A 24,916-nucleotide genomic window follows, 5' to 3' on the forward strand; every position below is an offset into this window, starting at 1 on the left:
AGGTGCTTTAGAATGGATGCAATCTTATATGTTTGTCATGGAAGCCGTGTAAAATCGGCTGTCCATTCAGCCATACAATTTGTTAAAAAAGTACAAAAACAAATCGATTGCCCTATTCAAGAAATTAGTTTTATTGAACTCGCAGAACCATCAATTTCAGTAGGATTAGAGAATTGTTTACGTAAAGGAGCAAAATCGGTAACAGTATTGCCGGTTTTACTTCTTTCTGCAAATCATGCCAAAGTGGATATTCCTCTTGAAATCGATAAATTTCAAAAGGAATATCCACATATAAAAATAAAAATTGCCGCTCCTATCGGTATTCACAAAAACATGATTGAATTAATCCAAAAGCGAATTAATGAAAAGGTAAAGCATTTAATCAAGCCAACTAAAATACTACTAGTTGGACGAGGAAGTAGTGATCCATTAACGATAGATGATTTCAATTCAATCGTTAAACATCTTGAAGCAAATTTACAGCATCCTGTTCTCCCCGCTTTTATGGCAGTTTCAAAGCCGTCGATTCACGAAGCTTGGAATCAACTATTGACTGAAAAAAATCATCAAGTAATAATCATTCCGTATTTATTTTTTTCAGGAACTCTTATGAATGAATTAAAAGATAGAATAAAATCGTTACCTCTAGAAATGCAAAGTAACTGGATATTATGTGAAACATTAGGGTATGATGACTTAATTGCATCAATTTTTACTGAAAGAATATTTGAAGCTCAAACAAAGGAATTAGTTACTGCAATAAAATAAAAGCTCTTGTTTCCTCAAATGGAAAACAAGAGCTTTATTTTTCGTTTATTTACTTTCAACTTTAATAAAATTTGTTGGTTCGTAAGTTGGAAGAGTCTGTAAGAATCGATTAATCCTTTTGCTAGCTTCAATTAAATGATTTAATGAAGTTGCATAAGAACATCGAATATACCCTTCACCACAATCTCCAAAAACATTTCCCGGGACGACCGCTACTCTCTCTTTTAATAATAATTGTTCAGCGAACTCCTCTGATGTTAAGCCAGTATTCTGTATTGATGGGAATACATAAAAAGCTCCACCTGGAAGATGACATGATAATCCAATTTCCTGAAGAGATTGCACAAGGAAATTACGACGTTGCATATAACTGCGTCGCATTGCTTCTACATCATGATCTCCATTTCGAAGTGCTTCAACTGCAGCATGCTGTGACATTGTTGGTGCACACATAATTGCATATTGATGAACTTTAAGCATATGGGAAATAATGTCCGAAGGTGCTGCTACAATTCCAAGTCGCCAGCCTGTCATTGCAAATGTCTTAGAAAATCCAGAAATTAAAATTGTATGGTCTCGCATTCCATCGATATTCGCAAAGCTTGTATATTCGCCATCATAAACAAGTTCAGCATAGATTTCATCAGAAATGACAATTAAATTATGTTTTTTAACAAATACGGCTAAATCCTCTAATAATTCTTTTTCTAGTAGAGTACCAGTTGGATTATTAGGGTTACAAAGTAAGATCGCCTTTGTTTTCGGTGTAAGTTTCTTTTTTAACGCTTGAAGATTGATTTTAAACTCTTCTTCTCCTGTCGTTGATAAATGAACTGGAACACCGCCTGCTAGTGAAACTAAAGGAGCATATGAAACAAAGCATGGATCGATAACGATTACTTCGTCCCCTGGATTTAAAATTGTTCTTAAAGCAATATCTATCCCTTGACTTGCCCCTACAGTTATAATTAATTCGTCTTCTGGACTATAATGCACATCAAATTTCTTAGCAAAATAACGACTTACTTCTTGACGTAATTCTAGCAGTCCAGCATTTGAAGTATATGCTGTATGTCCTGTTTCTAAAGAATAGATACTTGCTTCTCTCACGTTCCAAGGCGTGACAAAATCAGGTTCACCTACCCCAAGTGAAATGACATTATCCATACTAGCTGCTAAATCAAAAAACTTTCGAATCCCTGATGGTTGTAATGTAGTTACTGTATTTGATAAGTTAAATTTACTCATGGCGTGATCACCATACGCTTATCACTTTGTTTTTGACCATATACAATACTATCATGTTTATAACGTTTTAAAATAAAATGGGTAGTCGTTGATAAAATAGATTCTAAAGTCGATAGTTTTTGGGATACAAATGAAGCAATTGATGTCATTGTTTTTCCTTCAACTACAACTGATAAGTCATATGTTCCTGACATTAAATAAACTGATTTAACTTCTGGGTATAAATAGATTTTTTCAGCAATCTCATCAAAGCCTACCCCACGTTTTGGAGCTACTTTTACATCAATCATAGCCGTTATACTTTCTTGAACTGGGACTTTCCCCCAATCAATAAGCGTAATGTATTGAAGAATAATACGATCGTTTTCAAATTTTGTTAAAATATCAGCTACCTCTTCTTCTGTAGCTCCAATCATTTTTGCTATTACGTCATTACTTAAGCGTCCGTTTTGTTCAATACACTGAAGTAATTGTATTTCTTTTTCTGTCATATTCATATACTCCTTATGTATTCCATTTTCTGGAATTACGTTAGATGTTCAATCTTTTCATCTATATTTTAGTAATTTACTTAGATGACACTTTTTGAGAAGAATTCTTCATAAATAACTTGCACTGCTTTTTTCTCATCGAATGATTTTACTCCAAACATCATACTTACTTCTGAAGAACCTTGGTTTATCATTTCAATATTTATTCCCGCATTTGCTAATGCTTTACTCGCTCTTGCAGTAGTACCAACATTATGACGCATCCCCTCACCTACTAACATGATCAAGGCAAGATCTCTTTCAACGACCACATGGTCTGCATCTAATTCATCATGAATCCGATTAATAATTTGACATTCTAATTCAACTGGTAATTGATTTTGGCGAATAATAATTGAGATATCGTCGATTCCACTTGGCTGATGCTCATATGAAATCTGATTCTCCTCAAGTATTTGCAATAATTTACGCCCAAATCCTATTTCTCGGTTCATTAAATACTTGCTTATATAAATACTACAAAATCCATTATCACTCGCAATCCCAATTAAAGGACCGTTTGATAACGTACGTTCCTTAACAATTCGTGAACCAGGAGCAGTTGGATTATTCGTATTTTTAATGTTTACTGGAATTCCAGCTTGAAAGGCAGGGATCAATGCTTCGTCATGAAATACGTTAAAGCCTGCATAAGATAACTCCCTCATTTCTCGATAAGTTAATTCTTTTATTTCCTTTGGATTATGAATAATCGCAGGATTTACAGAAAAAACTGCATCAACATCAGTAAAGTTTTCATATAAAGTAGCTTTTACTCCGTTGGCAACAACAGAACCAGTAATATCTGAGCCACTGCGAGAAAATGTAACGATATGTCCTTCTTCTGAATAGCCAAAAAATCCTGGGAAAATAAGAATTCCAGATTTTTTTCTCAATTCAAATAACTTCTCATAGCTTTTCGCTAAAACTTGAGCATGTCCTGGTTCATTTGTAACAAACAAACCTGCTTCTTTTGGATTAATATAACTTGCCTCAAGTTCTTTTAACTGAAAATATGACGCTACTAATCTGGCACAATTATCTTCCCCACATGCCATAACAGCATCCATATATCTTGCAGGGTGATCCTTTTTACTACTTAAAGAAAGTTCGATACCTAGTGAAATTTCATTCGTAATATCCTCAGATAAACCTAATCCATTGGCAATTTCAGAATACCTTTGAATAATTTGATTGAATTCCTTCGAATAATCCTTTCCCTGTAGAGAAAGTTGTGCGCAACTAATTAGTAAATCGGTAACTTTGATATCATCTGGAAATCTTTTACCTGGTGCAGATACAACGATAATTTTACGTTCAACATCTGATGTAACAATCTGAAATACTTTTTCAATTTGTTCCGAAGTGGCTAATGAAGACCCACCAAATTTTACGATTTTCATTTTTATTACCCCTAATTTAGTTAATTTTCAGTTAAAAATAATGTTACAATTATCCTCCTTATGTGAGAAAAAATCAACACCATTTATTAAGTTTTTTGGGGAATTTTAGTATGTTACAAAACGAATTTGATAAAGTTGTGGGTATTTATTCATTCCACTGAAAAGAATGGCCGTAGATTATTTAAGGAGTTTAGGCTTATAAAAGTAAGGAATTAAATGCAGGTAATAAGGAAAGCAAGGGTAAAGGTATATTAAAGACATTATTACCCTTTTGTCCATCCTGTTCTACTTTTGTATTACTGTTGATCAATTTTAATTATTGTATAAAAATGCAATTAAAAATAATATTAAAAATATTTAATAATTAATAAAAAAGAATACGAACAAAAAATAGCGATAATCATAAGAAATCTCCCTATTTTAGTAAATAAGGAGCTTTTTATGATAAATCTAGTAATACAATGAAATTTGTATACTCGTTTTCTATACTTGATACTGATATCGTCCCACCTAAACGATTTGTTATTGACTGAGCGATTGATAAACCAAGTCCATAGCCTTCCGTTTTTTTTGCTCTTGATGGATCAGAACGGTAGAATCGATCAAATACTTTTGGCAAATCTTTGGCAGGAATACCATTGCCACTATTTTTAATAGCAAACTTCACTTGCCGTTTTAATTTAGTAAGTGTTACTTCAATCTGTCCATGTTTATTCGTATATTTAACTGCATTATCAAATAATATAATCATTAACTGCTTAATTTTGTCTGGATCACTTTCTATCATAAGATTCGTTTCAATGGAATGCTTTAATATAATTTTCTTTTCCTTCAATACCGTTTCCATTGATATCATTACTTCATGTAGTTCCTTACTGAGATCAAAATGCTTTAAATTAATTTCATCAATTGCTTCTTCCATTTTAGTTAAAGTTAATAGGCTATTTATTAGTTTTGTCATACGATCGGAGCCAACTTTTATATGATTGAACCATTTTTGCTGATTTTCAATTGTTTCTTCCTTATGTGCCATAAGCACATCATAATTCGCATTAATAATAGCTAAAGGTGTCTTTAATTCATGTGACGCATCTGTTACAAACTGATTTTGCTTTTTCCAAGCTTCAGCAATAGGTTCAATTGCTCGATTTGCAAAATAACGACTAATAAAATAAATAACAAAAAGCGTGATTAGCCCAACACTTATTAATGTTGTTAGAAGTTTAAATAATGCTTTATGAGAGTCGGTAACATCTAGAAAATTTATTAAAGTCACTTTATTAATAATTTGTGGTTGTTCATTCATTTGATTAACAATCATTTCTGCTGGTTTGATTACATACTGCCACTTTTTCCCATCCAAAGTGAAAGTTGAAAAGTTTTTTTTATTTTCCAAAGCAATTTCTGTAGCTTTTTTAAATGTCTCCGTAGGCATTGAAATAAATGAGTGACCTTCAATAACATTTCCAGTTGAATCTACTTCTACACTAAAAGACACTGAATCTCCAAGAGAAATTTTTTGTGTAACAATTCCACCTTTACCAATTATATTCGTTATTTCTTTCTTTGTTTCGACCTTACCTTTTATATCATTATTATTTTTCAACTCAGAACCTATTTCTTTATTTTTTATCTCTCTTTGAATCGTAATTAGTTTTTCAGTCTGTGCATCTAGCTTTTTTTTATTTTCATTTTGAATATTGTTGTAAGTCATTATATAGATGATTGTAAAAGCCACAACCATTACTAATGAAATAACCGACATATTAATAAGGAGAAATTTATTTCGAAGTTTCTTAAACATATTTTTCCCCAGCTTTACCAGTTTTCAAAAAATAACCTGCACCTCGAACCGTTCCAATGGAAACACTTGATTCAACTTGTCTTAGTTTTTTTCGTAAAAGTGATACTTGTACCTCAACATGACGGTCATCTGTGTCTGTGTCGTAACCCCATAACTTCTCGATAATTGTTTCTTTTGAACTAATTGCATCTTTTCGGTTAATAAGCATTTCCAATAGTTGAAATTCTTTTAAAGTCAACTTAACTTCATAATCTCCGCAGCATAAAACTAACATCTTTTGATTAAGCGAAATATCTTCATATGTAAGAATACCATCTCTTATTAATTCTGTTTTTCGTCGCCCTAATGCTCTTAGTCGAGCTAATAGTTCATCCGTATGGAATGGTTTAGCTAAATAATCATCTGCACCGCTGTCTAAACCTCGTATTTTATCAGTAATATCCCCCTTAGCTGTCAACAAAATGACAGGAGTCTTGATGCCATTATTTCGTAATTCAATTAAAACTTCGATGCCATCTATTTTTGGTAGCATGATATCAAGAATAATAATGTCATATATATTTGAAAGTCCACAATCTAGTCCAAACTCACCATCACTGGCTAAATCAACACTATAGTGATTCTTCCTTAATACTTGTGCTATCGCTTCAGCAATATAAATTTCATCTTCAACCATTAATATTCTCATAATAAACAAACCTCTTTACTTTGGATTCATTTTATCCGAAGCATCTCCAACAAGTGAGCTGTACACTTCTCATTCGTTAGAGATGCTCTAAGTATTTTCTGCTGTGACTAAAATCGTTTATGTCTCAGTTAGATGTCGCTATTCATTAATCAATTTTTTTTTTGACAATAATCGAACCATCTTCATTTTTTTTAATTGTTACTCCATCAGGGGCTTTCTCAGTCCAAGTTTTACCTCCATCTATAGAAAACTTCACTTTTCCATTTTCTTTTTTCGTCATAAACGGTTTTTTCAATTCTGGCTCACCATTAATCCATGTTTTGCCACCGTCTTTTGAGAATTTAGCTATACCATTTTCTTTTTTAACAATCAACTTTTCTTTCATCATAACTGATTTATCGTCTTTTTCTACTATTTTAAAATTATCTGGAGTTTTTTCACTCCATGTCTTTCCACCGTCTTTTGAGAACTTAAGCTTTCCATCTTCTTTCTTTACCATCACACCTCCAGAAGGTGTCGCTTTTGAATCACGAAAAATAAATGATTTTTTTCCATCAACATCTTGAATTACTTTTCCTTTTTCAGGAGCACCTGGAATCCAAGTCTTTCCATCATCCATTGAGTGACTAATTACACCATTTTCATTTTTAACTAACATTTTAGTTCTAATTTTCTCACTTAGTTGAGTAACAGAAACTTGATTATGTTTTGTTTGGGATCCATCATTATTTGCAGCATATGCAGCGCCTGATCCAATACATAGAACTAACGCGCCACAAACCGATGCTGCAACTGCCTTCTTTTTTGTTGTATTTAACAGCTTATAAATTTTTTCTTGCATTTTTATTTCCTCCTAAATTCAAATTTATGTAAGCAGCTGACTTACAATAATAATAGTAGTAAACAGACCTTTAACGAACCTTTAACGGTTATATATTTCTTAAATTTGCTTTTATATTTTGCTAGCTATTGTCTATAGCTTGCTTTTAATACACTGCTCAATACTTTTATTTTCCTTGGGAGTGGATTGATCATCTGTTTTTAAATTTAACTGAAAATTCACACTGAAGTAAAGAAGCTTTAACAATCCTTCCCTATGCTTAGTAAGTAACCTACTAGCAAATTAGGAGGGCGAATATATTGAATTGGAACGCATTGAAAAAAGCAGTTCTTGCTTTTGTTCTTACGACTACATTATCTGCAGGAGTATTTATGGCTTCAAGTAAACCGGCTGCTAGAAACATTCCTCTTAACACCAAGAAAGATAAGAACCGTTTCATTCAAGTACAATTACTTGGCATTAATGATTTTCATGGACAATTAGATACGACTCGAAAATTTAACGGCAGGAATGTTGGCGGGGCAGAATATCTTTCTGCATATTTAAATCAAAAGAAAAAGGAAAACAAAAATACTATTTTAGTTCATGCAGGTGACATGGTTGGTGGAAGTCCTCCGATTTCTTCATTTCTTAAGGATGAACCTACAATTGAAGTATTAAACAAGATGGGTTTTGACTATGGGACTCTAGGAAACCATGAATTCGATCGTGGTGTGGATGAAATGATGAGATTGATTCAAGGAGGTAATGACTCAAAAAATGGTTATTTTACTGGGGCAAATTTCCCGTATTTATGCGCCAACGTAATCGACAATCATACAGGTAAGACCATTCTGCCTCCATACAGTATAAAAAATATTAATGGCGTACCGATTGGATTTATCGGCGTCGTTATAAAAGATACGCCAAAGATTGCACCACCAAATAAAACAGATGGCGTAAAGTTTATTGATGAAGTAAAAGCAATCAATAATTCAGTAAAAACACTTAAAAAACAAGGGGTAAAAACAATCGTAGTGCTGGCACATAATGGTGGAAATCAGTCCAAAGCAAATGAAAATGCGACAGGTGAAATCGTTAGAATGGCAAAAAAAATGGATGATGAAGTTGACGTAATAATCTCTGGACATACCCATACTTACCTTAACAAAGAAGTAGACGGAAAGCTGATTGTTCAATCCTACTCTTATGGAATATCTTTCTCCGACATTCAGTTAACAATTGATCCTAATACGAAAGATATTGTAGACAAAAAGGCAAGTATAAAGATGGTCTATCAAGATGAAATTAAACCAGATCCTGAAATAAAGAAAATGATACAAACTTATGAATCTAAAATTGCCCCAATCGTAAATAAAGTTGTTGGAAAAGCTGCAAATGATATTTTAAGCAAGAAGAATCATAATGGAGAATCTAGTTTAGGAAATATGATTGCAGATTCACAACGACTTGCAATGAACTCTGATTTCGCATTTATGAACTTTAGTGGGATACGTGCTGATCTTCCAAAAGGGGATGTTACTTTGGACGAATTGTTCACGATTCAACCATTTAAAATTAAACTCGTTAAAATGACACTAACTGGTGAACAAATCCGGGAACTTCTCAATCAGCAATGGCAGGAACATGATAGTGTTCGGATACTACAAATATCAGGTTTAAAATATACTTGGGATAACACGAAAGATTCTGGTCAAAAAGTGATTAAGATCATGCGAACAGATGGTACCCCGATTAACCCACAAACTAGTTATACGGTCACTACTAATAGCTATCTTGCAAATGGCGGTGACAATTTCTCTATATTTCTATCAGGTATAAATAAAGTAGAAGGTCCAAAAACTCGGTTTCATTTTGTTAAGATTCTATATAACTATTCGGAAATACGCCATAAAAAAAGTTCCCTTCGATGAGGGAACTTTTTTGATTTATGCTTTAATATAACGTAATACAGGTTTACGAGCTGCTAAAGTTTCGTCAAGACGACTTACAACAGTTGTATGTGGAGCCTCTTGTACGATTTCTGGATTTTCTTCAGCTTCTTTAGCAATTGTAATCATTGCATCGATGAACGCATCTAAAGTTTCTTTCGATTCTGTTTCAGTTGGTTCAATCATGATACACTCTTCCACGTTTAATGGGAAGTAGATTGTTGGTGGGTGGTAGCCAAAGTCTAATAGGCGTTTAGCAATATCTAAAGTACGAACACCTAATTTCTTTTGACGTTTTCCACTTAAAACGAACTCATGCTTACAATGACGATCGAATGGTAGATCGAAATGAGGCTCTAAACGACGCATCATGTAGTTAGCGTTTAATACCGCATCTTCAGTTACTTGTTTTAATCCTTCAGGACCCATTGAACGAATATAAGTATATGCTCTTACATTAATTCCAAAGTTTCCGAAGAAAGGTTTAACACGACCAATTGTTTCTGGACGGTCTGAATTTAATACGTACTTATCTCCAACCTTCTCAACGATTGGTGCTGGTAAGTAAGGAATTAAATCTGCTTTAACTCCAACAGGACCAGAACCAGGACCACCTCCACCGTGAGGACCAGTGAATGTTTTATGAAGATTTAAGTGAACTACGTCAAATCCCATGTCTCCTGGGCGTGCTTTACTTAATACAGCATTTAAGTTTGCTCCATCATAGTAAACTTTACCACCAGCAGCGTGGATGATCTCAGAGATTTCATAAATATCTTCTTCGAAAAGACCTAATGTATTAGGGTTTGTAAGCATTAATGCTGCAACATTTTCATCAACAACACGACGTAAATCATCTAAGTCAACTAAGCCTTTTTCATTTGATTTAACCGTGATTGTTTCGAAACCTGCAACAGTTGCTGATGCTGGGTTTGTACCATGAGCAGAGTCAGGTACGATTACTTTAGTACGGTTGAAGTCACCACGGCTTTCGTGATAAGCACGGATAATCATTAATCCAGTCCACTCACCATGTGCACCTGCAGCTGGTTGTAAAGTCACTTCATCCATTCCAGTAATTTCTTTTAATTCTTGTTGAAGCTCATGCATTAATTCTAATGCACCTTGAACAGTATACTCATCTTGAAGTGGATGAATATGCGCAAAACCTGGAATACGAGCTACAGCTTCGTTAATTTTTGGATTGTATTTCATCGTACATGATCCAAGTGGATAAAACCCTGAATCTAAACCATGATTACGTTTAGATAACGCAGTATAATGGCGCATTAAATCTAATTCAGAAACCTCTGGTAATTCCGCTTTTTCTTTACGGATATAAGCACTTGGGATAACTTCATTAATATCAATTTCTTCTACATCCATTGTAGGAAGACTATATGCAATACGACCTTCTTTACTTATCTCAAAAACTAACGGTTGATCCTTCAGCATGTTGAATCCCCTTTCCGTCTACTAATAATGCTAATTCTTCTACAAATGTATCAATATGTTGTTTAGAACGTAATTCAGTTACTGCGATTAACATATGATTTTCCATAGTAGGTTCAACTTTTGCTAAGTCATAACCACCGATAATTTTCTTAGTAAATAATTGTTTATTGATTTCAAAGACATTTTGTTTTACATCAATTACAAGTTCGTTGAATGCAGCACCTTCAAATACAACCGAGATACCGTTTTCAATTAATTTTTTCTTCATATATTGAGTACGAGAAATGTTCTGCATTGCCATCTCTACAGCACCATTTTTACCAAGAGCTGTCATTGCAACAGAAGCTGCTAATGCATTAAGCGCTTGGTTAGAACAAATATTTGAAGTCGCTTTATCACGACGGATATGTTGCTCGCGAGCTTGAAGTGTTAATACAAATCCACGACGACCTTCTCCATCAACAGTTTGCCCTACTAAACGACCTGGCATTTTACGCATTAATTTAGATGTTGTAGCGAAGTATCCACAGTGAGGTCCACCAAATTGAGTTGGAATACCAAATGTTTGAGCATCACCTGCAACGATATCCGCTCCGAATTCACCTGGAGGAGTTAAAGCTGCTAATGCTAATGGGTTACTTGAAACAACGAATAAACTTTTACCAGTATGTGCAATTGGTTCGATTTCAGCTAATTCTTCTACTTGTCCATAGAAGTTAGGATATTGAACAACAACACATGCTACATTGTCATTCATTTCATTTTTTAATTCTTCGATATCAGTTCTTCCATCTTTAATGCCAATTTCAACTACCTCTAAATGTTGACCTTTTGCATAAGATAAGATAACTTCACGTGATTGTGGATGAACACCTTTTGAAACTAAAATACGTTTTTTACCATTGTGACCTGCTGCTAAAGTAGTTGCCTCTGCTAAAGAAGTACCACCGTCATACATTGACGAGTTTGCCACATCCATACCAGTTAATTCACAAATCATTGTTTGGAATTCAAAGATTGCTTGAAGCTCACCTTGAGAAATCTCAGGTTGATATGGTGTATAAGCAGTATAAAACTCTGAACGGGAAATAACATGATCTACAACTGTTGGTAAATAATGATCATAAACACCAGCACCTAAGAAAGAAACATACTCTCTTAAGTTAGCGTTTTTCTTTGCTAATTCGCTTAACTCCTGAATTAAATCGGTTTCAGATTTTGCCTTTTTAATGTTTAATAAGCCATTAAAACGAACTTTTTCAGGAATATCACTAAATAATTCATCAACTGATGAAACACCTACTACTTTTAACATCTCTTGACGATCTTGCTCTGTCATTGGTAAATAACGATGCATTAAGGTAATCCCCTTTCTCCCCCTAGTTACTTCTTCTCTCTTTTGTAAAATGGTTTTGAAACTACTACTGCTTTTAATTTTTTATTTCGAATTTCAACTTCAAGTTCAGTACCTAAAGCAGAAAATTCAGATTTGATTAATGCAAGTCCAATATTTTTCTTTAATGTTGGAGATTGAGTACCACTTGTTACTTCACCAATTACTTCCCCGTTTACATATACAGGATAGTGAGTTCTCGGAATACCTTTGTCAATCATTTCAATTCCAACAAGTTTACGAGGTACACCTTGCTCTTTTTGATTTTTCAGAACTTCTTTACCGAAGAAATCTTCTTCTTTATTTAATTTCACAGCAAAGCCTATACCAGCTTCTAATGGAGTAATGTCTTTAGTTAGTTCTTGACCATATAATGCTAGAGCTGCTTCGAAACGAAGTGTATCACGAGCACCTAATCCACATGGTTTTAAACCGTCTTCCTTACCTGCTTCTAAAAGTAAAGTCCAAAGCTTAGACGCATCTTCTGCAGCTAAATATAACTCGTATCCATCTTCACCTGTGTAACCTGTGCGTGAAACTAAAACGTTTAGATCACCAATTAATACATTATCTTTGAATGTAAAGTACTTAATATCAGCAACGTTCTCATTCGTTAAACGTTGTAAAATTGCAACAGATTTTGGCCCTTGAAGAGCTAATTGTGCAACTTCATTACTTTTATTAACTACTTTTACATCACCTTCTACATGTGAAATTAACCATGCGAAATCTTTTTCAATATTAGACGCATTTACAACTAATAAATAGTGTTCATCGTTATACTTATAAACTAGTAAGTCGTCTACCGTTCCAGCATTTTCATAGCACATTGCTGTATATAATGCGCCTTCTTCATTTAATTTTGAAATATCATTTGTCATCATTTTTTGTAAATATTTAAGACTATCTTTACCAGTTACTTCAATTTCTCCCATATGAGAAACATCAAATAAACCAGCTGCTGTACGAACAGCTTCGTGTTCTTCTTTAATGCTCGAAAATTGCACAGGTAGCTCCCAGCCACCAAAATCAATTGTTTTACCACCTAATACTTTGTAATCTTCAAACAATGGTGTGCGTAATAAAGTCGTCATGTAGCCATTTCCCCCTTATCTACATGCTAGCATGATGGAAAACTAAATTAATAGTTCGTCCAGCTAACCATTAAATAATTTACATATTTTGTATATTTTCGGAAAAACTAGTAGAAAACAAGAAAATAATATCAAACTATATTAGTTAACTGTTTTTTCTTAACAATAAGAGTTTTTTGTTTAATAAAAGAATAATAAATTTTTACTTTTTTTCTACACTATTATCCTAACATTAAACGACAAGTTTCATCAATATCCAAGTGAAATTTTTTAAAAATAAAATAACGAACGTTATACCAGTTATTTTACTATAACGTTCATGATTATCCAATATAAAAATGAAATAGGTGAGGATTACATGTCAATTGAGATTAAATTCCATACAGAATGGCAGGAAGAGTTCTTAGAGAAGCTTGAAAATGATGGACCATGGTCAAATTGGGAGAATTATAAGCTTGCCTATCATACTTCTACAAAATTAGCAATTCCATCTTTTACAGGTATGATTGCTCCTACTCATTTGCCAAACTTAACTCCATTGCCTCATCAATTAGATGTGGCTACGACTGTAATTGAAAAAATGAATGGAAAAGCAATTTTAGCTGACGAAGTAGGATTAGGTAAGACAGTTGAGGCAGGTTTAATTTTAAAAGAATACATGATTCGTGGTTTAGTTAATAAGGTGCTTATACTAGTTCCAGCATCACTTGTATCACAGTGGACCTTTGAATTAAATACAAAATTCCATATTCCAGCAATCGCACAACAAAAAAAGAATTATGTATGGGATAGTTGTGATGTTGTTGTATCATCAATCGATACTGCAAAAAGAGATCCTCATCGAGAAAAAATATTAAGTATCAACTATGATCTCGTCATTATCGATGAAGCTCACAAACTTAAAAATAATAAAACAAAAAACTATGAGTTTGTACAACATCTTAAAAAGAAATATTGTTTACTGCTTACTGCTACACCAGTTCAAAATAACATAGAAGAAATTTTCCATTTAGTCTCTTTATTAAAACCTGGCCATTTAGGTAATAAATCTAGTTTTGAAGAATATTTTTCTGCTAAGAACCGCTCATTAGAGCATGAAGACTTATTACGAGAACTAATTGGAAAAGTAATGGTCCGAAATCGTAGACAAGATACAGGCATCGAGTGGACAAAGCGAAAGGTAGAAACAGTATTAATTAATTTTAATGAAGAAGAACAAAAGCTTTATGACTTAATCGATGAATGGCAGAAATCACAATATACTGGGGTAACCTCAGCATTCTCCTTTTTAACATTTAAGCGTGAAGCTTGTAGTAGTCGTGAAGCTGTTTATGTATCAATGAAAAAAATGCTTCAAAGATTTGAAAAAGAAAATATTGATATTAACGATCCTTATATCGAGAAAATTTTTCATCAAATTAATCAAATTACATCTAATTCAAAAGCGAATAAAGTAGTTGAACTAATTAAAAAAATAAATGATAAAGTAATTATTTTTACTGAATATCGCGCAACACAGTTGTATTTACAATGGTTATTAAAGCAAAACGGTATTACATCTGTACCATTTCGGGGTGGTTTCAAACGTGGTAAGAAAGATTGGATGAAAGAATTATTTAAAAATCGTGTACAGGTGCTAATAGCAACAGAAGCTGGTGGTGAAGGTATTAACTTACAATTTTGTTCAAATATGATTAATTATGACCTTCCTTGGAATCCGATGAGGCTAGAACAAAGAATAGGACGTATACATCGACTTGGACAAACAGAGGATGTAAGTATCTATAACTTTGCAACTGTTGGCTCAATTGAAGAACACATACTAAGATTACTTTATGAAAAAATCAATTTATTTGAGCGTGTAATTGGTGAACTCGATGATATTCTGACTAGAATTCCTTATAAAGATTTTGAAGCTCATATGAATGAAATATTTATTCATTCTAAAACTGAAGGCGAAATGAAAATTAAAATGGAAAATTTAACGTCCATCATTCAATTACAGCAACATAAACAAGCAGGTGATAGTTATGCAGCAACATGAAATCCATGATTATATCGAATATTTTTTCAGACATAATGATTGTGAAATTCTACAGAAAACACCAACATATTTAGAAATACAATTAACAATTGAGATGGATAAAAAATTAATGAATCGTCCTTTCTATTGGCATTATTTAGAAAAAACAGGCGGTATCCCAAATCCAATGAAGTTAACACTGATTACAGATAGTGATAATGCACCTGAAGATCTTAAAGGTGAACAAATTCATTTTGGGTCGCCCCGCCTTCACCAAATTTTCTCAATCGTTAATGAACTAGGACAGTCAATTAGACTTTATGAAGACACAAAAGCACCTATGGGCCAACAAATTGCATTACACCCTTGGTTAGGTGTTAATTATCAGGTTTCATTTACTTGTGATCATAAAAAAGATTATTTATATTCTTTTGGCATCCATTTAATTTCTGGAAGAATTATTGAAGATTTTCATCCAAAACTTGAAAAAATTCAATTCAACTCTAAAATACCTGATTTTTGCTATTCCATGTCACCTTTGATTAAACCAATAAGTGGTTTAAATCGAATGGAACAATTGCTTCGAAACATAATTGAAAAAGAAGATACGGTATGGGCTGAAGAAGCAAGGAATAGATGGCAACATGATTTAGATTTATTAAATCAATTTTATGAAGCTGATGAAGAAAAACCTGAAAATTATCATGTAGAATTCAATGCGCTTAAAGAACTTTACGAACCAATTATTCATGTTGATGCTATTAATGGTGGGCTTTTTTATCTATCACCTAACACAATGAATAAGTTAAGTTAATGGCATTTAAGTGAAGATTAGGTATTGAGGGAAATCTAAATAAGATTGTTCCTCATTCCTTTTCTTCCTGTTGCAAAAAAATAAAGACTGACTTCTTTAATTGAAATCAGTCTTATTAACTAGATACTTTTCTTTTCTTTGTCTTTTCGATTTTGAACTTTTTTCATTAATAAAGCTAAACTTAATGGTAACATTCCAAACATGTTAGTAGAAAATGGGGCCTTCAACTCTTCTTTTTCTTGTTTTATTGAATCACGTTTCTCTTTTGGTTGATCGATATAATTAATAAATTGTTCTGTCATATATTTTACATAATCATTTGTTTTCAATAGAAATCACCTTACTTTCTTATCACTTATTTCTACTATCTCCTCCTTTTGAATAATTTAAACAGTCAATGATTTCCATGGCAATTTCAATTGGTGTTAAATTATTCGTAGAAATTTCATAATCTGCTTTTTTATATTGTGATTCTCTCTTTTGAAACAGCTCCGTTAGTTCTTCAATCGTCCGATTTACAGCATTTGGTCGGTTAGAATCCAAATGAATTCTTTCGTATATTATTTCAATTGGAGTTTCAAGATAAATTATTTTGCCAGTTTCTTTCATATATCCAATGTTTTCATCACGAAGAATGACTCCACCACCTGTTGAAGTGATCATTTTTTTTGATGGTAAATTTTTTAATACTTGTGTTTCTATATCGCGAAAACCGCTTTCACCAAACTCATTAAACAATTCTGGTATGCTTTTGCCTGTTTGAGAAACTATTTCCTCGTCTAAATCAATAAATTTTTTGTTTACTCTTTTAGCTAATTCCTTTCCCACAGTCGTCTTACCACACCCCATAAATCCTACTAAATAAATTGATTCCATTTCATCCTCCAACTTAATCGATCCAATCCGATACGTGATTTGTACTTTTTTTATATTTAAATTGAACTACATATTTTTTTATTTTTGAATTACTACTAGTTAAAGTTACATGATATACATCATTTGTAACTAAATAAGTATTCAATATAATTTTTGTATTATTATAATACTTTACTGTATTTCCTTGAAGTGGTAAATTACCATGCTTTAAATCGTAAATTGCTTGTGAATGTACACGGTCTAGTTTGTTTTGATATCTCGTATACGAATAAAAGGTATTGAACGAATGAAATATATCTATTTGTATTAGAAAAAAAATTAGTAAAATATTTATCATAAAGATCGTGTAAGGTAAATATACTCCATTTTCACCAAGCATTTTAAATTTAATTAATAAACAATCGAATCGTTTTTTCATAAGTTCCACCATTTAAATCGATTATCTTTACTAGGATTTGCCTTTCGCTTATTTGTTCAAACTTTATATCCCTTATATTCTGAAGTACAATTTCATGACCTAATCCAAGCCTTTGTCGTCGAATAATCGTTGCATATTTTCGATAACTAGTCGAAACTTGATTAAACTCTTCAAAGAGTAGAAGTTCGGAATGAACTGTAAAACTTATACTTTTGTTTGCCTCTTTTTGGACTTCTTTTATAAAATTATCTAATTCTAACCTATTTACGGATTCATAGCTGTAATTTCGTTTAACAAAGCTTTTTATACTTGAAGTAGAGATAGAAATAATCATTAAAAATAAAACAAGTGAAAAAAGTGTTTCTAGTAAAGTAAAGCCTTTTTCATTCTGTAATTTCTTCACATATTTCACTTTCCTTTTTTCGATCAGTCCAAGTAACACAAATCGAATTAAAATTATTTCTAGCGTTTATTTTTATTAAAAATTCTCTACCATTCTTTGTATAGAAACCCTCTTTAAAATCTTCTCTGTTCATAAAATAAAGATGAACCATATCTGTTAATAAGTCATCTGCCATATTGCTAATCGTTATCTTATCTTTTGTTTGTAAAAATAATGACATTGAAGGAACAATCATAATACAAAAAATAATTAGTAAGTTTAAAGAAATAACTGCCTCAATAAATGTAAATCCTTTTTCATTTCCGATCATATTTAAATCGACCACTTCCTAAGTAAAAAGTAACGATATATTCAGCTTTTTTATATTTAATTGAAATCGTTCCTGAGCTAGAGATATTACCGTCGGAGTTAAATCTTAACGGAGGTTTTAAAGTAAGGTTAGTTATACTAATTGATTTGTCAAAATTTCGAACGACTACAGGGGGATTTAGTAAATTATCTTCTATTTCATATTTATTTTGATAAAAGATGATCCTAGTAGGAATTTGTTTTATTATTGCGTTCCTTTGCGCAAGAAAAATATCATTTTGAAGCATTTGAATAAATAATGTTACCTTTTGTTCATCTTCAATCTTCCTAACTTGATTGATCGGTAAAATCAATAACATTATCATTATTGAAAGGACTAATAACATCTCTACAAATGTAAAACCATACGAATTATCCAACCTTTTTTTAAGGTATAGATACTGATCCAGTTGCTTTGTCATACGATAATTCAACTTTATTATTGCATTTATATGATGTTATATAGCCCTGTTCTTTTAAGACTGATAAACTCTCAGGTAATTGTTCATTTTCTAATCGATATGATTCAACACTTGACTGTACCATTTTTTGAAGTGCAGAACATCCTTTCGTTTGAATGGTCTGTTGCTGTTTTCCTAAATTTGGTATCACTAGTAATAAAAGAAGTGAAATGATAAATAAAACAATTAACATTTCAATTAAAGTAAAACCTTTTTCATTCAAAATTAACTCCTCCTAGATATTGTTCATCAATTGAAACATCGGAAACAGGATGGCTATATACAGTGATAGAATGCTTGATGAAATTAGGATTAATATAATCGGTTGAATGATCCTCATCGATCGGTGAAAGTAAGTTTCAATACTCTCCTTTAAATAATCAGCATAATCAGCAAGTTCTTTACTTAGCGTACTATTGTTCATGCCATGTTCAATCACAAATATAATATCTCTATGGAATGCACGTTCATTTTTAAATCCTTCTTGCATTGAAATTCCGTTTAAAATTTGATTGTAGAAAACTACTGCTTTTTCTTTTATAAATGTCCTACTATCATTATTCTGCATTGTTTTTAGTGCATCAACTATAGGAAAACCAGCATGTAATAATATACTTAACTGCATTGAAAATTCATAAGTATTCATTGTAATTAAATAGTTCCTAACTAACGGGATTTGAATTAATTTATTCATCCGCTCGATTGAATTTAATTTATTAATTGCAAATAAGTATCCGTAGGCGGTCAATCCAATTAAGAAAAGAGAAGAGAACATAATTGAAGGTAATCTTTTTATAACTTGTAGATAGATGAAAATAAAAGAGTTCTGATTAGAATTGAATGTTGAAAAAAGCATTTCATATTGAGGAATGATTATATTTCTAAACAAAAACAAAATTAGCAATAATATTGTGATTAAAAAAATAGGATATCCCATGATTTTTCTTATGTAAGCTCTATGTTGAATCTTTTTTGTAAGCATATAACTGCCTTCACCTAGCGCTAAGGACAAATCACCATGCTTTTCTGCATAATATAAGTATACGAGTACATCTTGATGAAGACCAAGTATATTAGCAAAATCGATGAATGATCCTCCTTCCACCAATGCTATTTTAGCTTTATAAATCACTTCTTTTAGGTCATCTGGGAATTGAATCGTTAAGAATTCAATTGCTTGAATTAGAGGATAACCTTTTTGTAAAAGTTCTCCTAAAATTTTTAATAGCTTAGCCTGTTCAATATAAGTTAATTTTCTTTTATTAAAAAATTTACCCATAGATTATACTTCGGCCCAAATGTTTGTTATCAATAAAACCTAATGCATATCCTTTAATGAGCTGACTATTTAAAGTTGATAATTGAACTTCTTCTTGTATCCCTCTAAATTCATTAATAACCGAATTTAGAGCATTACCATAAAGCAATTCATATACCCCTAATCTTCTGTGATTCCGATTTACAAAACAATTTGGTTCACATTCCCCTTCACAAAAACGGCATTTTATTGGAACTAATCTTTGAGAAACAATAGCAACCATTGCCTGAAATAATTCCTCCTTTGGAATTCCAAGTTCTAACATTCGATATAATGCACCTTTTGTGTTATTAGAATGAATTGTCGTTAATACTAAATGACCCGTCAATGCTGCCCGAACGGCAATTTTCGCAGTCTCTTCATCCCTAATCTCTCCTACCATTACGATATCTGGATCAGATCGAAGAATCGCTTTTAATCCAGTTGCATAGGTTAAGCCTGCTTTTTCATTAACTTGGACTTGAAAATATTCATCTGATTTCCTTTCTATCGGATCCTCTAACGTGATGATATTTCTTGCTATGTCTTTTTTAGCTGATTGTAATAAGGAATAAAGCGTTGTTGTTTTCCCGCAGCCTGTTGGACCTGTAAACATCATTAACCCATGTGAATGATGTAATAAAGACAAAAGCTTACGAGTTGTAGATGGGAATAAGGAAAGACTTTCTATTGGAGCGATTTTTTGTTGGGGATGAATACGAATAACCATAGACTCATCAATAATGGTTGGTAAAGTGGCTAAGCGAAGTGATAATAAAATTTCATTAATGTTAACAACCAAAATACCAGTCTGTGGCCGTCTAATTTCTCCTATATCCATACTTCCTAAAAACTTCAAATGCATGATGATCCTCTTGGACTTCTCTTTATTTATTCGTTGAATAAGTTTCAATTCACCATCAACACGAAAAAAAATTTGTACCTCATCCTCTTTTGGTAATAAATGAATATCCGATGCCCCAAAATGGCAAGCTTTTTTTAGAAGTTCTTCGACCATTTTTTCTACTGATACCATTTTTAGTCCCCCTTTCTATACGAGCAATTATATTTTTGTTTTCCTCAGCTGCCAAATCATGAAAATGATGAAATTAATCAAAAATATTAAATTTAGCTAAAATTTATATACAAACTAAAGTTAATTTACCAAAATAACGTACAAGAAAATCAATTATATAAAATAAAATAAAAAGTATGTTTTCAAATCAATGTATAGAAAATCATTAAATAAGAAAAATAATATCAGATAGGGTTAATTTCATTATCTCTAGAATCAATTTAGAATTGTATTAATACATTGTTTACAATTGTAACTTTCTTATTTTATAATAATGAATGGGTAGAAATTTTTTATGGGGGGATTTAGGATGGATCGAATGTTCCGCGTTCTAGGATTCTGGACAGCTATATTTACGGTAATGTTCTTTGTTGGACATATGTCAGCAGCTGCACTTATTTTCGCATGTCAAACAGCATTTTTCGTAGTATTAGGCTATCTAAAGCTTTCTGAGCGTATGTACATCTATATCTTTGGCGCATACTTAACTGTGTTCTTTATTGGATTTACATATTATAGTACTTTCTTATTAGTACCAGGCTTTAGTGAATAATAGAAAAACCAGTCATTTGACTGGTTTTTTTATTTGTATTCATTTAATGAAATCAATTCATTCAACTTAGTAAGGTCGTTTGTTGACATACCTTTTGTTTGTAATAGCCATTGGAAGGAATCGCTTATTCCACCAGGCATAATTAAAGATTGTACGGCTCTATTTTGTTTATATTCACTTGAAAATGGATTTGACTGAGCATGCGGAATAAGCCAATTTAATATACCAAAATCTAAGATTGCATCTCTTTGGTTAGAAAAGTATAGATTTTCGATATGATTCAGTAATCCGAACTTTTTTAATTCATCCCAGTGAATATGAGTTGTAATGTCCATATGGCCTAAATTCTCTAGTATATTTGATTTCATTTCATGCTTATAATAACCGCGCAAACTTCCCTTCATTCGATGGGGTGCATCCCATTCTTCCCTCGTAAAACCATAATCAACAGTTAAAATAATTCCTTTACTAATTTTCGATTGTAAAAGGTTATAAACTTTTTCCATACCAACAGGGATTTCAACTCTTTGACCATTTTTTCCAACAAAATTGTATCTTCTTAGAAAATCACTGATTTCCCGATCTTGTATTTCAACGAGATTTTCTTTCAGATTATTTAGTTCATCAATTATAATTACTACCTCTTGCCATTCGTTTTGATTATATTCAACCACTCGAACAGGTAAAGCATCAAACAATTCATTTGAAAAAACCATTCCATTATTGATTTGCTCGATTTCTACTATATTTGAGAAGTATTTACAATTTAAATGGTTCGTCAATAATTCTTTTTGTAATTTACGATGATATTGGCTTGCATCAATTAGATAGTAATTTAAATTTTGATAAATTTCAGGCTCTTTTTTTTCACAGTACGAAAGAAAGGATGATGCGAATCTGCCATTTCCACCACCAACTTCGATAAAAAAAGGTTCGATTAGGTTATTCTTAACAAACCGACAAAATGATGCTGCAATTACTTCTCCATATACCGAACCTACTGAGCTTGTAGTATAGAAATCACCTTTTCGTCCAATTTTTTCATTTGCCATTTGATAATAACCATTTTCATGATCATAAAGAACTAACAAAATAAATTGTTCGTATGTAATAAAACCTTTTTTGCTGTTATTTATCGCATTCATTATTATGTTTTTCATCATATTACCTTATTATAAAAATGGATTATATCTTTTCTCATCACCAATCGTTGTAGTCTCTCCATGACCACTACATACAACGACATCATCAGGTAAAGAAAGTAACTTACCTTTTATACTTCTAATCAACTGCTCGTGATCCCCACCAGGTAAATCAGTTCGTCCGATGCTTCCTTCAAATAATGCATCACCAGAAAATACTGTCTTTATTTCTTTACAATAAAATGAAACACTTCCTGGAGAATGGCCTGGAGTTTCAAAAATTGAAAATAAGAAAGGACCAATTTCCATTTTACCTTCTTTTTCAATCAAGTGATCTGCTTCCCTTGCAAAAATTGATTGATTTCTCATAAATAATTCAGAACCATTTTTTTGTCCATCTGTTAACCAATCCGCTTCATATTTATGAATATAAACGGGTATATTATATTCATCACGCACATCATCAACAGCCCCAATATGATCAAAATGGGCGTGGGTTAAAAGAATTGCTAATGGCTTTAATTTATTTTCTTCAATAACATTAAAGATTACATGTGCTTCTTCGCCCGGATCAAAAATAACTGCTTCATTCATATCATTACTTAAGATATAACAATTAGTTTGTAATGGACCTAGTGGTAATTGTAAAACATTCATATTCATACCCTGCTTTCTTTTTTAATCTATATAATACTATATCATAATTTTGTTTTAGCACTTAATTTCAAATAGACAATTGTTCATAAAAGTTTTACAATAATAATGATGTGATAGCAAACAGGGGTTGCTTGAAGAAATTTATAGGGGGTTTACAATGGGTACAGTTATTATTTTTATACTAGTAGCTATTCTAAGTGTTCCTGCTTTATTAGGATCATTAAAGAAGAAGAACTTTTTAGCCGTTTTTTGGTCTGCCGCTACATTAGTTTTATTTGGTTGGTTTGCCATTATGACAATTTTACATAACGGTTATCCACCAGCGCACTTATAATATTTATTTATTGTGTAACGGACTATTTTCTACATATAGAAAACATGTTACTAAAATAAAAAAGCTGACAAAATTGTCAGCTTTTTTATTTTGAGACTGATTGGTTTTCTAAATTAAATAAAGACGCTAACAGTATTGGGAAAGTCTCTGAAAAAATGGATTCAAACATAGAGAGTGGCAATGGATTGATTCCTTTACCTAATTCAAGTGTAAATCCTGGTTTCCGAAAATCTTGTATATACCAATCCTTAAAACCTGCATGGCTATCAATTGTTTTTACTGCTTTATAGGGACTAATACTAGAAAAATAATTTGCATAGACTTCCGAGATAGGCGGTTCAAGATTGTCATAGCCCCAATAAAATTCTTTACCTTGAGTATGCAAAGCCAAAATAAGATCAAACTTCCTTTCAATTGCTAAATTACTCATTGCGATTGTTTCTGGTTCAGTTAATGGAGCATCTCCTGGGTAGTCTCTAGGAGAGAATGTTTTTTGTTTCTTTCTTTCTTTTTCAACCTCCCACTGTGCAGGAAATTGATTGTTTAAATCAACCCCTCTTATATTTGCTTTCCATCCAGTAAAACCATCATTTCCTTCGTTAATTTTATGAACAAATTCCATATAATCACTTTGTTCAACAGTTCCATTTATAACTAAATTTACCCCATCGGGATTAACCATAGGGACAATCGACAAAGTATTTTCATTTAATAAAGCTACTAATTCTTTATGAAATGGAGACTCTTCAGTTGTTAAAGTGTTACATATCCAAAAAAGCATTTTCATGATTACACATGTTGTAATCCATTCATTTGCATGAAACGAACCATTCCAATGTACCTTTCTATGTCCATTTCCAATTTGAATCTCATATATAGGCTGATATAAAACGCTGTGTCCAATCGTATTTAAACGAAGAAAAGGAAATTCTTGTACTAGTAAACTAATATCATTTGAAAGTTCATTAAAATCGTATCTTCTTGGATGAAAGGATAAAGGCCGATTGTTTTTATACAAAATTTTCACCTCATCAATTATTTTCTAGTTAATTGTATGTAATTAAAATATAGAAAAGCACTTTCGATTAGGAAGTGCTTTATTTAACGATTTAACAAGTCATATTAAATTATTAAAGCTTCGTGGGTTTCAGGCTCTTGTGGGATTAAGAGCTTGGCTAATAGATGGGAATAAAAGACTTGCAGGACAAATGTGGTAAGGTAGCTACAAAATCTTCGCTACACTTAAAGGTGAGCATCAAGTAGTCGAAAGTAACAAGATCAAGATATTACTTTCTTATATGATAAATTACTTTTTCTGTAAAAAGAAAAAGCACTCCCATTAAGGAAGTGCTTTTCATGT

At 32.1% G+C, this 24,916-nt stretch carries 27 protein-coding genes; 6 read left to right on the forward strand and 21 right to left on the reverse strand.

Annotated elements, in window-relative coordinates; genetic code table 11:
• Positions 1 to 12: 12 nt before the first annotated feature.
• Positions 13 to 768, forward strand: a complete 756-nt coding sequence (locus BM319_RS20220) for a sirohydrochlorin chelatase (protein WP_069034101.1) — start codon at positions 13 to 15, stop codon at positions 766 to 768.
• Between the two features lie 45 nt (positions 769 to 813).
• Here BM319_RS20220 and BM319_RS20225 read toward each other — a convergent pair whose 3' ends face one another.
• The 6 genes from BM319_RS20225 to BM319_RS20250 all read right to left on the reverse strand — a co-directional run bounded on the left by BM319_RS20225 (position 814) and on the right by BM319_RS20250 (position 7,282).
• A complete protein-coding gene (locus BM319_RS20225) occupies positions 814 to 2,016 on the reverse strand; it encodes an aminotransferase (protein ID WP_091024412.1) in 1,203 nt (400 codons plus the stop codon).
• Positions 2,013 to 2,513 carry an Lrp/AsnC family transcriptional regulator gene (locus BM319_RS20230; protein ID WP_175403500.1) on the reverse strand — a complete coding sequence of 167 codons (501 nt, stop codon included), beginning with the start codon at positions 2,511 to 2,513 and terminating at the stop codon, positions 2,013 to 2,015. Before BM319_RS20230 ends, BM319_RS20225 begins: the two co-directional genes overlap by 4 nt.
• A 74-nt stretch (positions 2,514 to 2,587) precedes the next feature.
• A complete protein-coding gene (locus BM319_RS20235) occupies positions 2,588 to 3,949 on the reverse strand; it encodes an aspartate kinase (RefSeq protein ID WP_069034103.1) in 1,362 nt (453 codons plus the stop codon).
• Positions 3,950 to 4,388: 439 nt separating this feature from the next.
• Positions 4,389 to 5,753 carry a sensor histidine kinase gene (locus BM319_RS20240; protein WP_091024414.1) on the reverse strand — a complete coding sequence of 455 codons (1,365 nt, stop codon included), beginning with the start codon at positions 5,751 to 5,753 and terminating at the stop codon, positions 4,389 to 4,391.
• Entirely contained in the window at positions 5,746 to 6,441 is a 696-nt protein-coding gene (locus BM319_RS20245; protein ID WP_091024416.1) for a response regulator transcription factor, read from the reverse strand. The genes BM319_RS20240 and BM319_RS20245 overlap by 8 nt, the downstream gene beginning before the upstream one ends.
• A gap of 145 nt (positions 6,442 to 6,586) precedes the next feature.
• The gene (locus BM319_RS20250; protein WP_069034106.1) at positions 6,587 to 7,282 is read right to left on the reverse strand and encodes a sialidase family protein; all 696 of its coding nucleotides are present in this window, start codon (positions 7,280 to 7,282) and stop codon (positions 6,587 to 6,589) included.
• A gap of 299 nt (positions 7,283 to 7,581) precedes the next feature.
• Between BM319_RS20250 and BM319_RS20255 the strand changes: the two genes are divergently transcribed.
• Entirely contained in the window at positions 7,582 to 9,195 is a 1,614-nt protein-coding gene (locus tag BM319_RS20255) for a bifunctional metallophosphatase/5'-nucleotidase (protein ID WP_286143853.1), read from the forward strand.
• Between the two features lie 15 nt (positions 9,196 to 9,210).
• Here the strand turns inward: BM319_RS20255 and gcvPB are convergent, their stop codons facing one another.
• The 3 genes from gcvPB to gcvT are packed head-to-tail and all read right to left on the reverse strand — an operon-like array spanning position 9,211 to position 13,155.
• Positions 9,211 to 10,668 carry an aminomethyl-transferring glycine dehydrogenase subunit GcvPB gene (gcvPB, locus tag BM319_RS20260; protein ID WP_069034108.1) on the reverse strand — a complete coding sequence of 486 codons (1,458 nt, stop codon included), beginning with the start codon at positions 10,666 to 10,668 and terminating at the stop codon, positions 9,211 to 9,213.
• Positions 10,640 to 12,025 carry an aminomethyl-transferring glycine dehydrogenase subunit GcvPA gene (gene gcvPA / locus BM319_RS20265; RefSeq protein ID WP_069034109.1) on the reverse strand — a complete coding sequence of 462 codons (1,386 nt, stop codon included), beginning with the start codon at positions 12,023 to 12,025 and terminating at the stop codon, positions 10,640 to 10,642. The genes gcvPB and gcvPA overlap by 29 nt, the downstream gene beginning before the upstream one ends.
• 26 nt (positions 12,026 to 12,051) lie before the next feature.
• Entirely contained in the window at positions 12,052 to 13,155 is a 1,104-nt protein-coding gene (gcvT, locus tag BM319_RS20270) for a glycine cleavage system aminomethyltransferase GcvT (protein ID WP_069034110.1), read from the reverse strand.
• A gap of 358 nt (positions 13,156 to 13,513) precedes the next feature.
• On the opposite strand from gcvT, the gene BM319_RS20275 reads away from it, so the two are divergent.
• Positions 13,514 to 15,199: a DEAD/DEAH box helicase gene (locus BM319_RS20275; RefSeq protein ID WP_069034111.1), complete on the forward strand. Its 1,686-nt coding sequence runs from the start codon at positions 13,514 to 13,516 to the stop codon at positions 15,197 to 15,199.
• Complete coding sequence (locus tag BM319_RS20280; RefSeq protein ID WP_069034112.1) at positions 15,186 to 15,992, forward strand: YqhG family protein; 807 nt, start codon at positions 15,186 to 15,188, stop codon at positions 15,990 to 15,992. Before BM319_RS20275 ends, BM319_RS20280 begins: the two co-directional genes overlap by 14 nt.
• 119 nt (positions 15,993 to 16,111) lie before the next feature.
• On the opposite strand, the gene BM319_RS20285 is transcribed toward BM319_RS20280, so the two are convergent.
• The 9 genes from BM319_RS20285 to comGA are packed head-to-tail and all read right to left on the reverse strand — an operon-like array spanning position 16,112 to position 20,831.
• Positions 16,112 to 16,321 carry a YqzE family protein gene (locus BM319_RS20285; protein WP_069034113.1) on the reverse strand — a complete coding sequence of 70 codons (210 nt, stop codon included), beginning with the start codon at positions 16,319 to 16,321 and terminating at the stop codon, positions 16,112 to 16,114.
• Between the two features lie 22 nt (positions 16,322 to 16,343).
• The gene (locus tag BM319_RS20290) at positions 16,344 to 16,868 is read right to left on the reverse strand and encodes a shikimate kinase (RefSeq protein WP_069034114.1); all 525 of its coding nucleotides are present in this window, start codon (positions 16,866 to 16,868) and stop codon (positions 16,344 to 16,346) included.
• 13 nt (positions 16,869 to 16,881) lie between these two features.
• Positions 16,882 to 17,286: a hypothetical protein gene (locus BM319_RS20295; RefSeq protein ID WP_069034115.1), complete on the reverse strand. Its 405-nt coding sequence runs from the start codon at positions 17,284 to 17,286 to the stop codon at positions 16,882 to 16,884.
• Positions 17,255 to 17,689, reverse strand: a complete 435-nt coding sequence (comGF, locus tag BM319_RS20300; protein ID WP_091024418.1) for a competence type IV pilus minor pilin ComGF — start codon at positions 17,687 to 17,689, stop codon at positions 17,255 to 17,257. Before comGF ends, BM319_RS20295 begins: the two co-directional genes overlap by 32 nt.
• Positions 17,670 to 17,999 (reverse strand): pilus assembly FimT family protein, encoded by a 330-nt coding sequence (locus BM319_RS20305; RefSeq protein ID WP_069034117.1) that lies wholly within the window; start codon positions 17,997 to 17,999, stop codon positions 17,670 to 17,672. The genes comGF and BM319_RS20305 overlap by 20 nt, the downstream gene beginning before the upstream one ends.
• Positions 17,986 to 18,459, reverse strand: a complete 474-nt coding sequence (gene comGD, locus BM319_RS20310) for a competence type IV pilus minor pilin ComGD (RefSeq protein WP_069034118.1) — start codon at positions 18,457 to 18,459, stop codon at positions 17,986 to 17,988. The genes BM319_RS20305 and comGD overlap by 14 nt, the downstream gene beginning before the upstream one ends.
• Positions 18,425 to 18,721 carry a competence type IV pilus major pilin ComGC gene (comGC, locus tag BM319_RS20315; protein ID WP_084006914.1) on the reverse strand — a complete coding sequence of 99 codons (297 nt, stop codon included), beginning with the start codon at positions 18,719 to 18,721 and terminating at the stop codon, positions 18,425 to 18,427. Before comGC ends, comGD begins: the two co-directional genes overlap by 35 nt.
• A gap of 12 nt (positions 18,722 to 18,733) precedes the next feature.
• On the reverse strand, positions 18,734 to 19,777 hold the full coding sequence (gene comGB, locus BM319_RS20320; protein ID WP_069034120.1) for a competence type IV pilus assembly protein ComGB: 1,044 nt from the start codon (positions 19,775 to 19,777) through the stop codon (positions 18,734 to 18,736).
• A complete protein-coding gene (gene comGA, locus BM319_RS20325; protein ID WP_069034121.1) occupies positions 19,770 to 20,831 on the reverse strand; it encodes a competence type IV pilus ATPase ComGA in 1,062 nt (353 codons plus the stop codon). The genes comGB and comGA overlap by 8 nt, the downstream gene beginning before the upstream one ends.
• 349 nt (positions 20,832 to 21,180) lie before the next feature.
• Between comGA and BM319_RS20330 the strand changes: the two genes are divergently transcribed.
• Positions 21,181 to 21,423 (forward strand): DUF2626 domain-containing protein, encoded by a 243-nt coding sequence (locus tag BM319_RS20330; RefSeq protein ID WP_056475051.1) that lies wholly within the window; start codon positions 21,181 to 21,183, stop codon positions 21,421 to 21,423.
• Positions 21,424 to 21,452: 29 nt separating this feature from the next.
• Here BM319_RS20330 and BM319_RS20335 read toward each other — a convergent pair whose 3' ends face one another.
• Positions 21,453 to 22,583: an SAM-dependent methyltransferase gene (locus tag BM319_RS20335; protein ID WP_069034122.1), complete on the reverse strand. Its 1,131-nt coding sequence runs from the start codon at positions 22,581 to 22,583 to the stop codon at positions 21,453 to 21,455.
• Between the two features lie 12 nt (positions 22,584 to 22,595).
• A complete protein-coding gene (locus BM319_RS20340; protein WP_069034123.1) occupies positions 22,596 to 23,222 on the reverse strand; it encodes an MBL fold metallo-hydrolase in 627 nt (208 codons plus the stop codon).
• Positions 23,223 to 23,379: 157 nt separating this feature from the next.
• On the opposite strand from BM319_RS20340, the gene BM319_RS20345 reads away from it, so the two are divergent.
• A complete protein-coding gene (locus BM319_RS20345) occupies positions 23,380 to 23,556 on the forward strand; it encodes a DUF2759 domain-containing protein (protein ID WP_069034124.1) in 177 nt (58 codons plus the stop codon).
• Positions 23,557 to 23,641: 85 nt separating this feature from the next.
• On the opposite strand, the gene BM319_RS20350 is transcribed toward BM319_RS20345, so the two are convergent.
• A complete protein-coding gene (locus BM319_RS20350; protein ID WP_069034125.1) occupies positions 23,642 to 24,574 on the reverse strand; it encodes a M14 family metallopeptidase in 933 nt (310 codons plus the stop codon).
• Positions 24,575 to 24,916: the final 342 nt, after the last annotated feature.

Source organism: Bacillus sp. UNCCL81 (assembly GCF_900112535.1).
Classification (GTDB): Bacteria; Bacillota; Bacilli; order Bacillales; family Bacillaceae_G; genus Gottfriedia; species Gottfriedia luciferensis_B.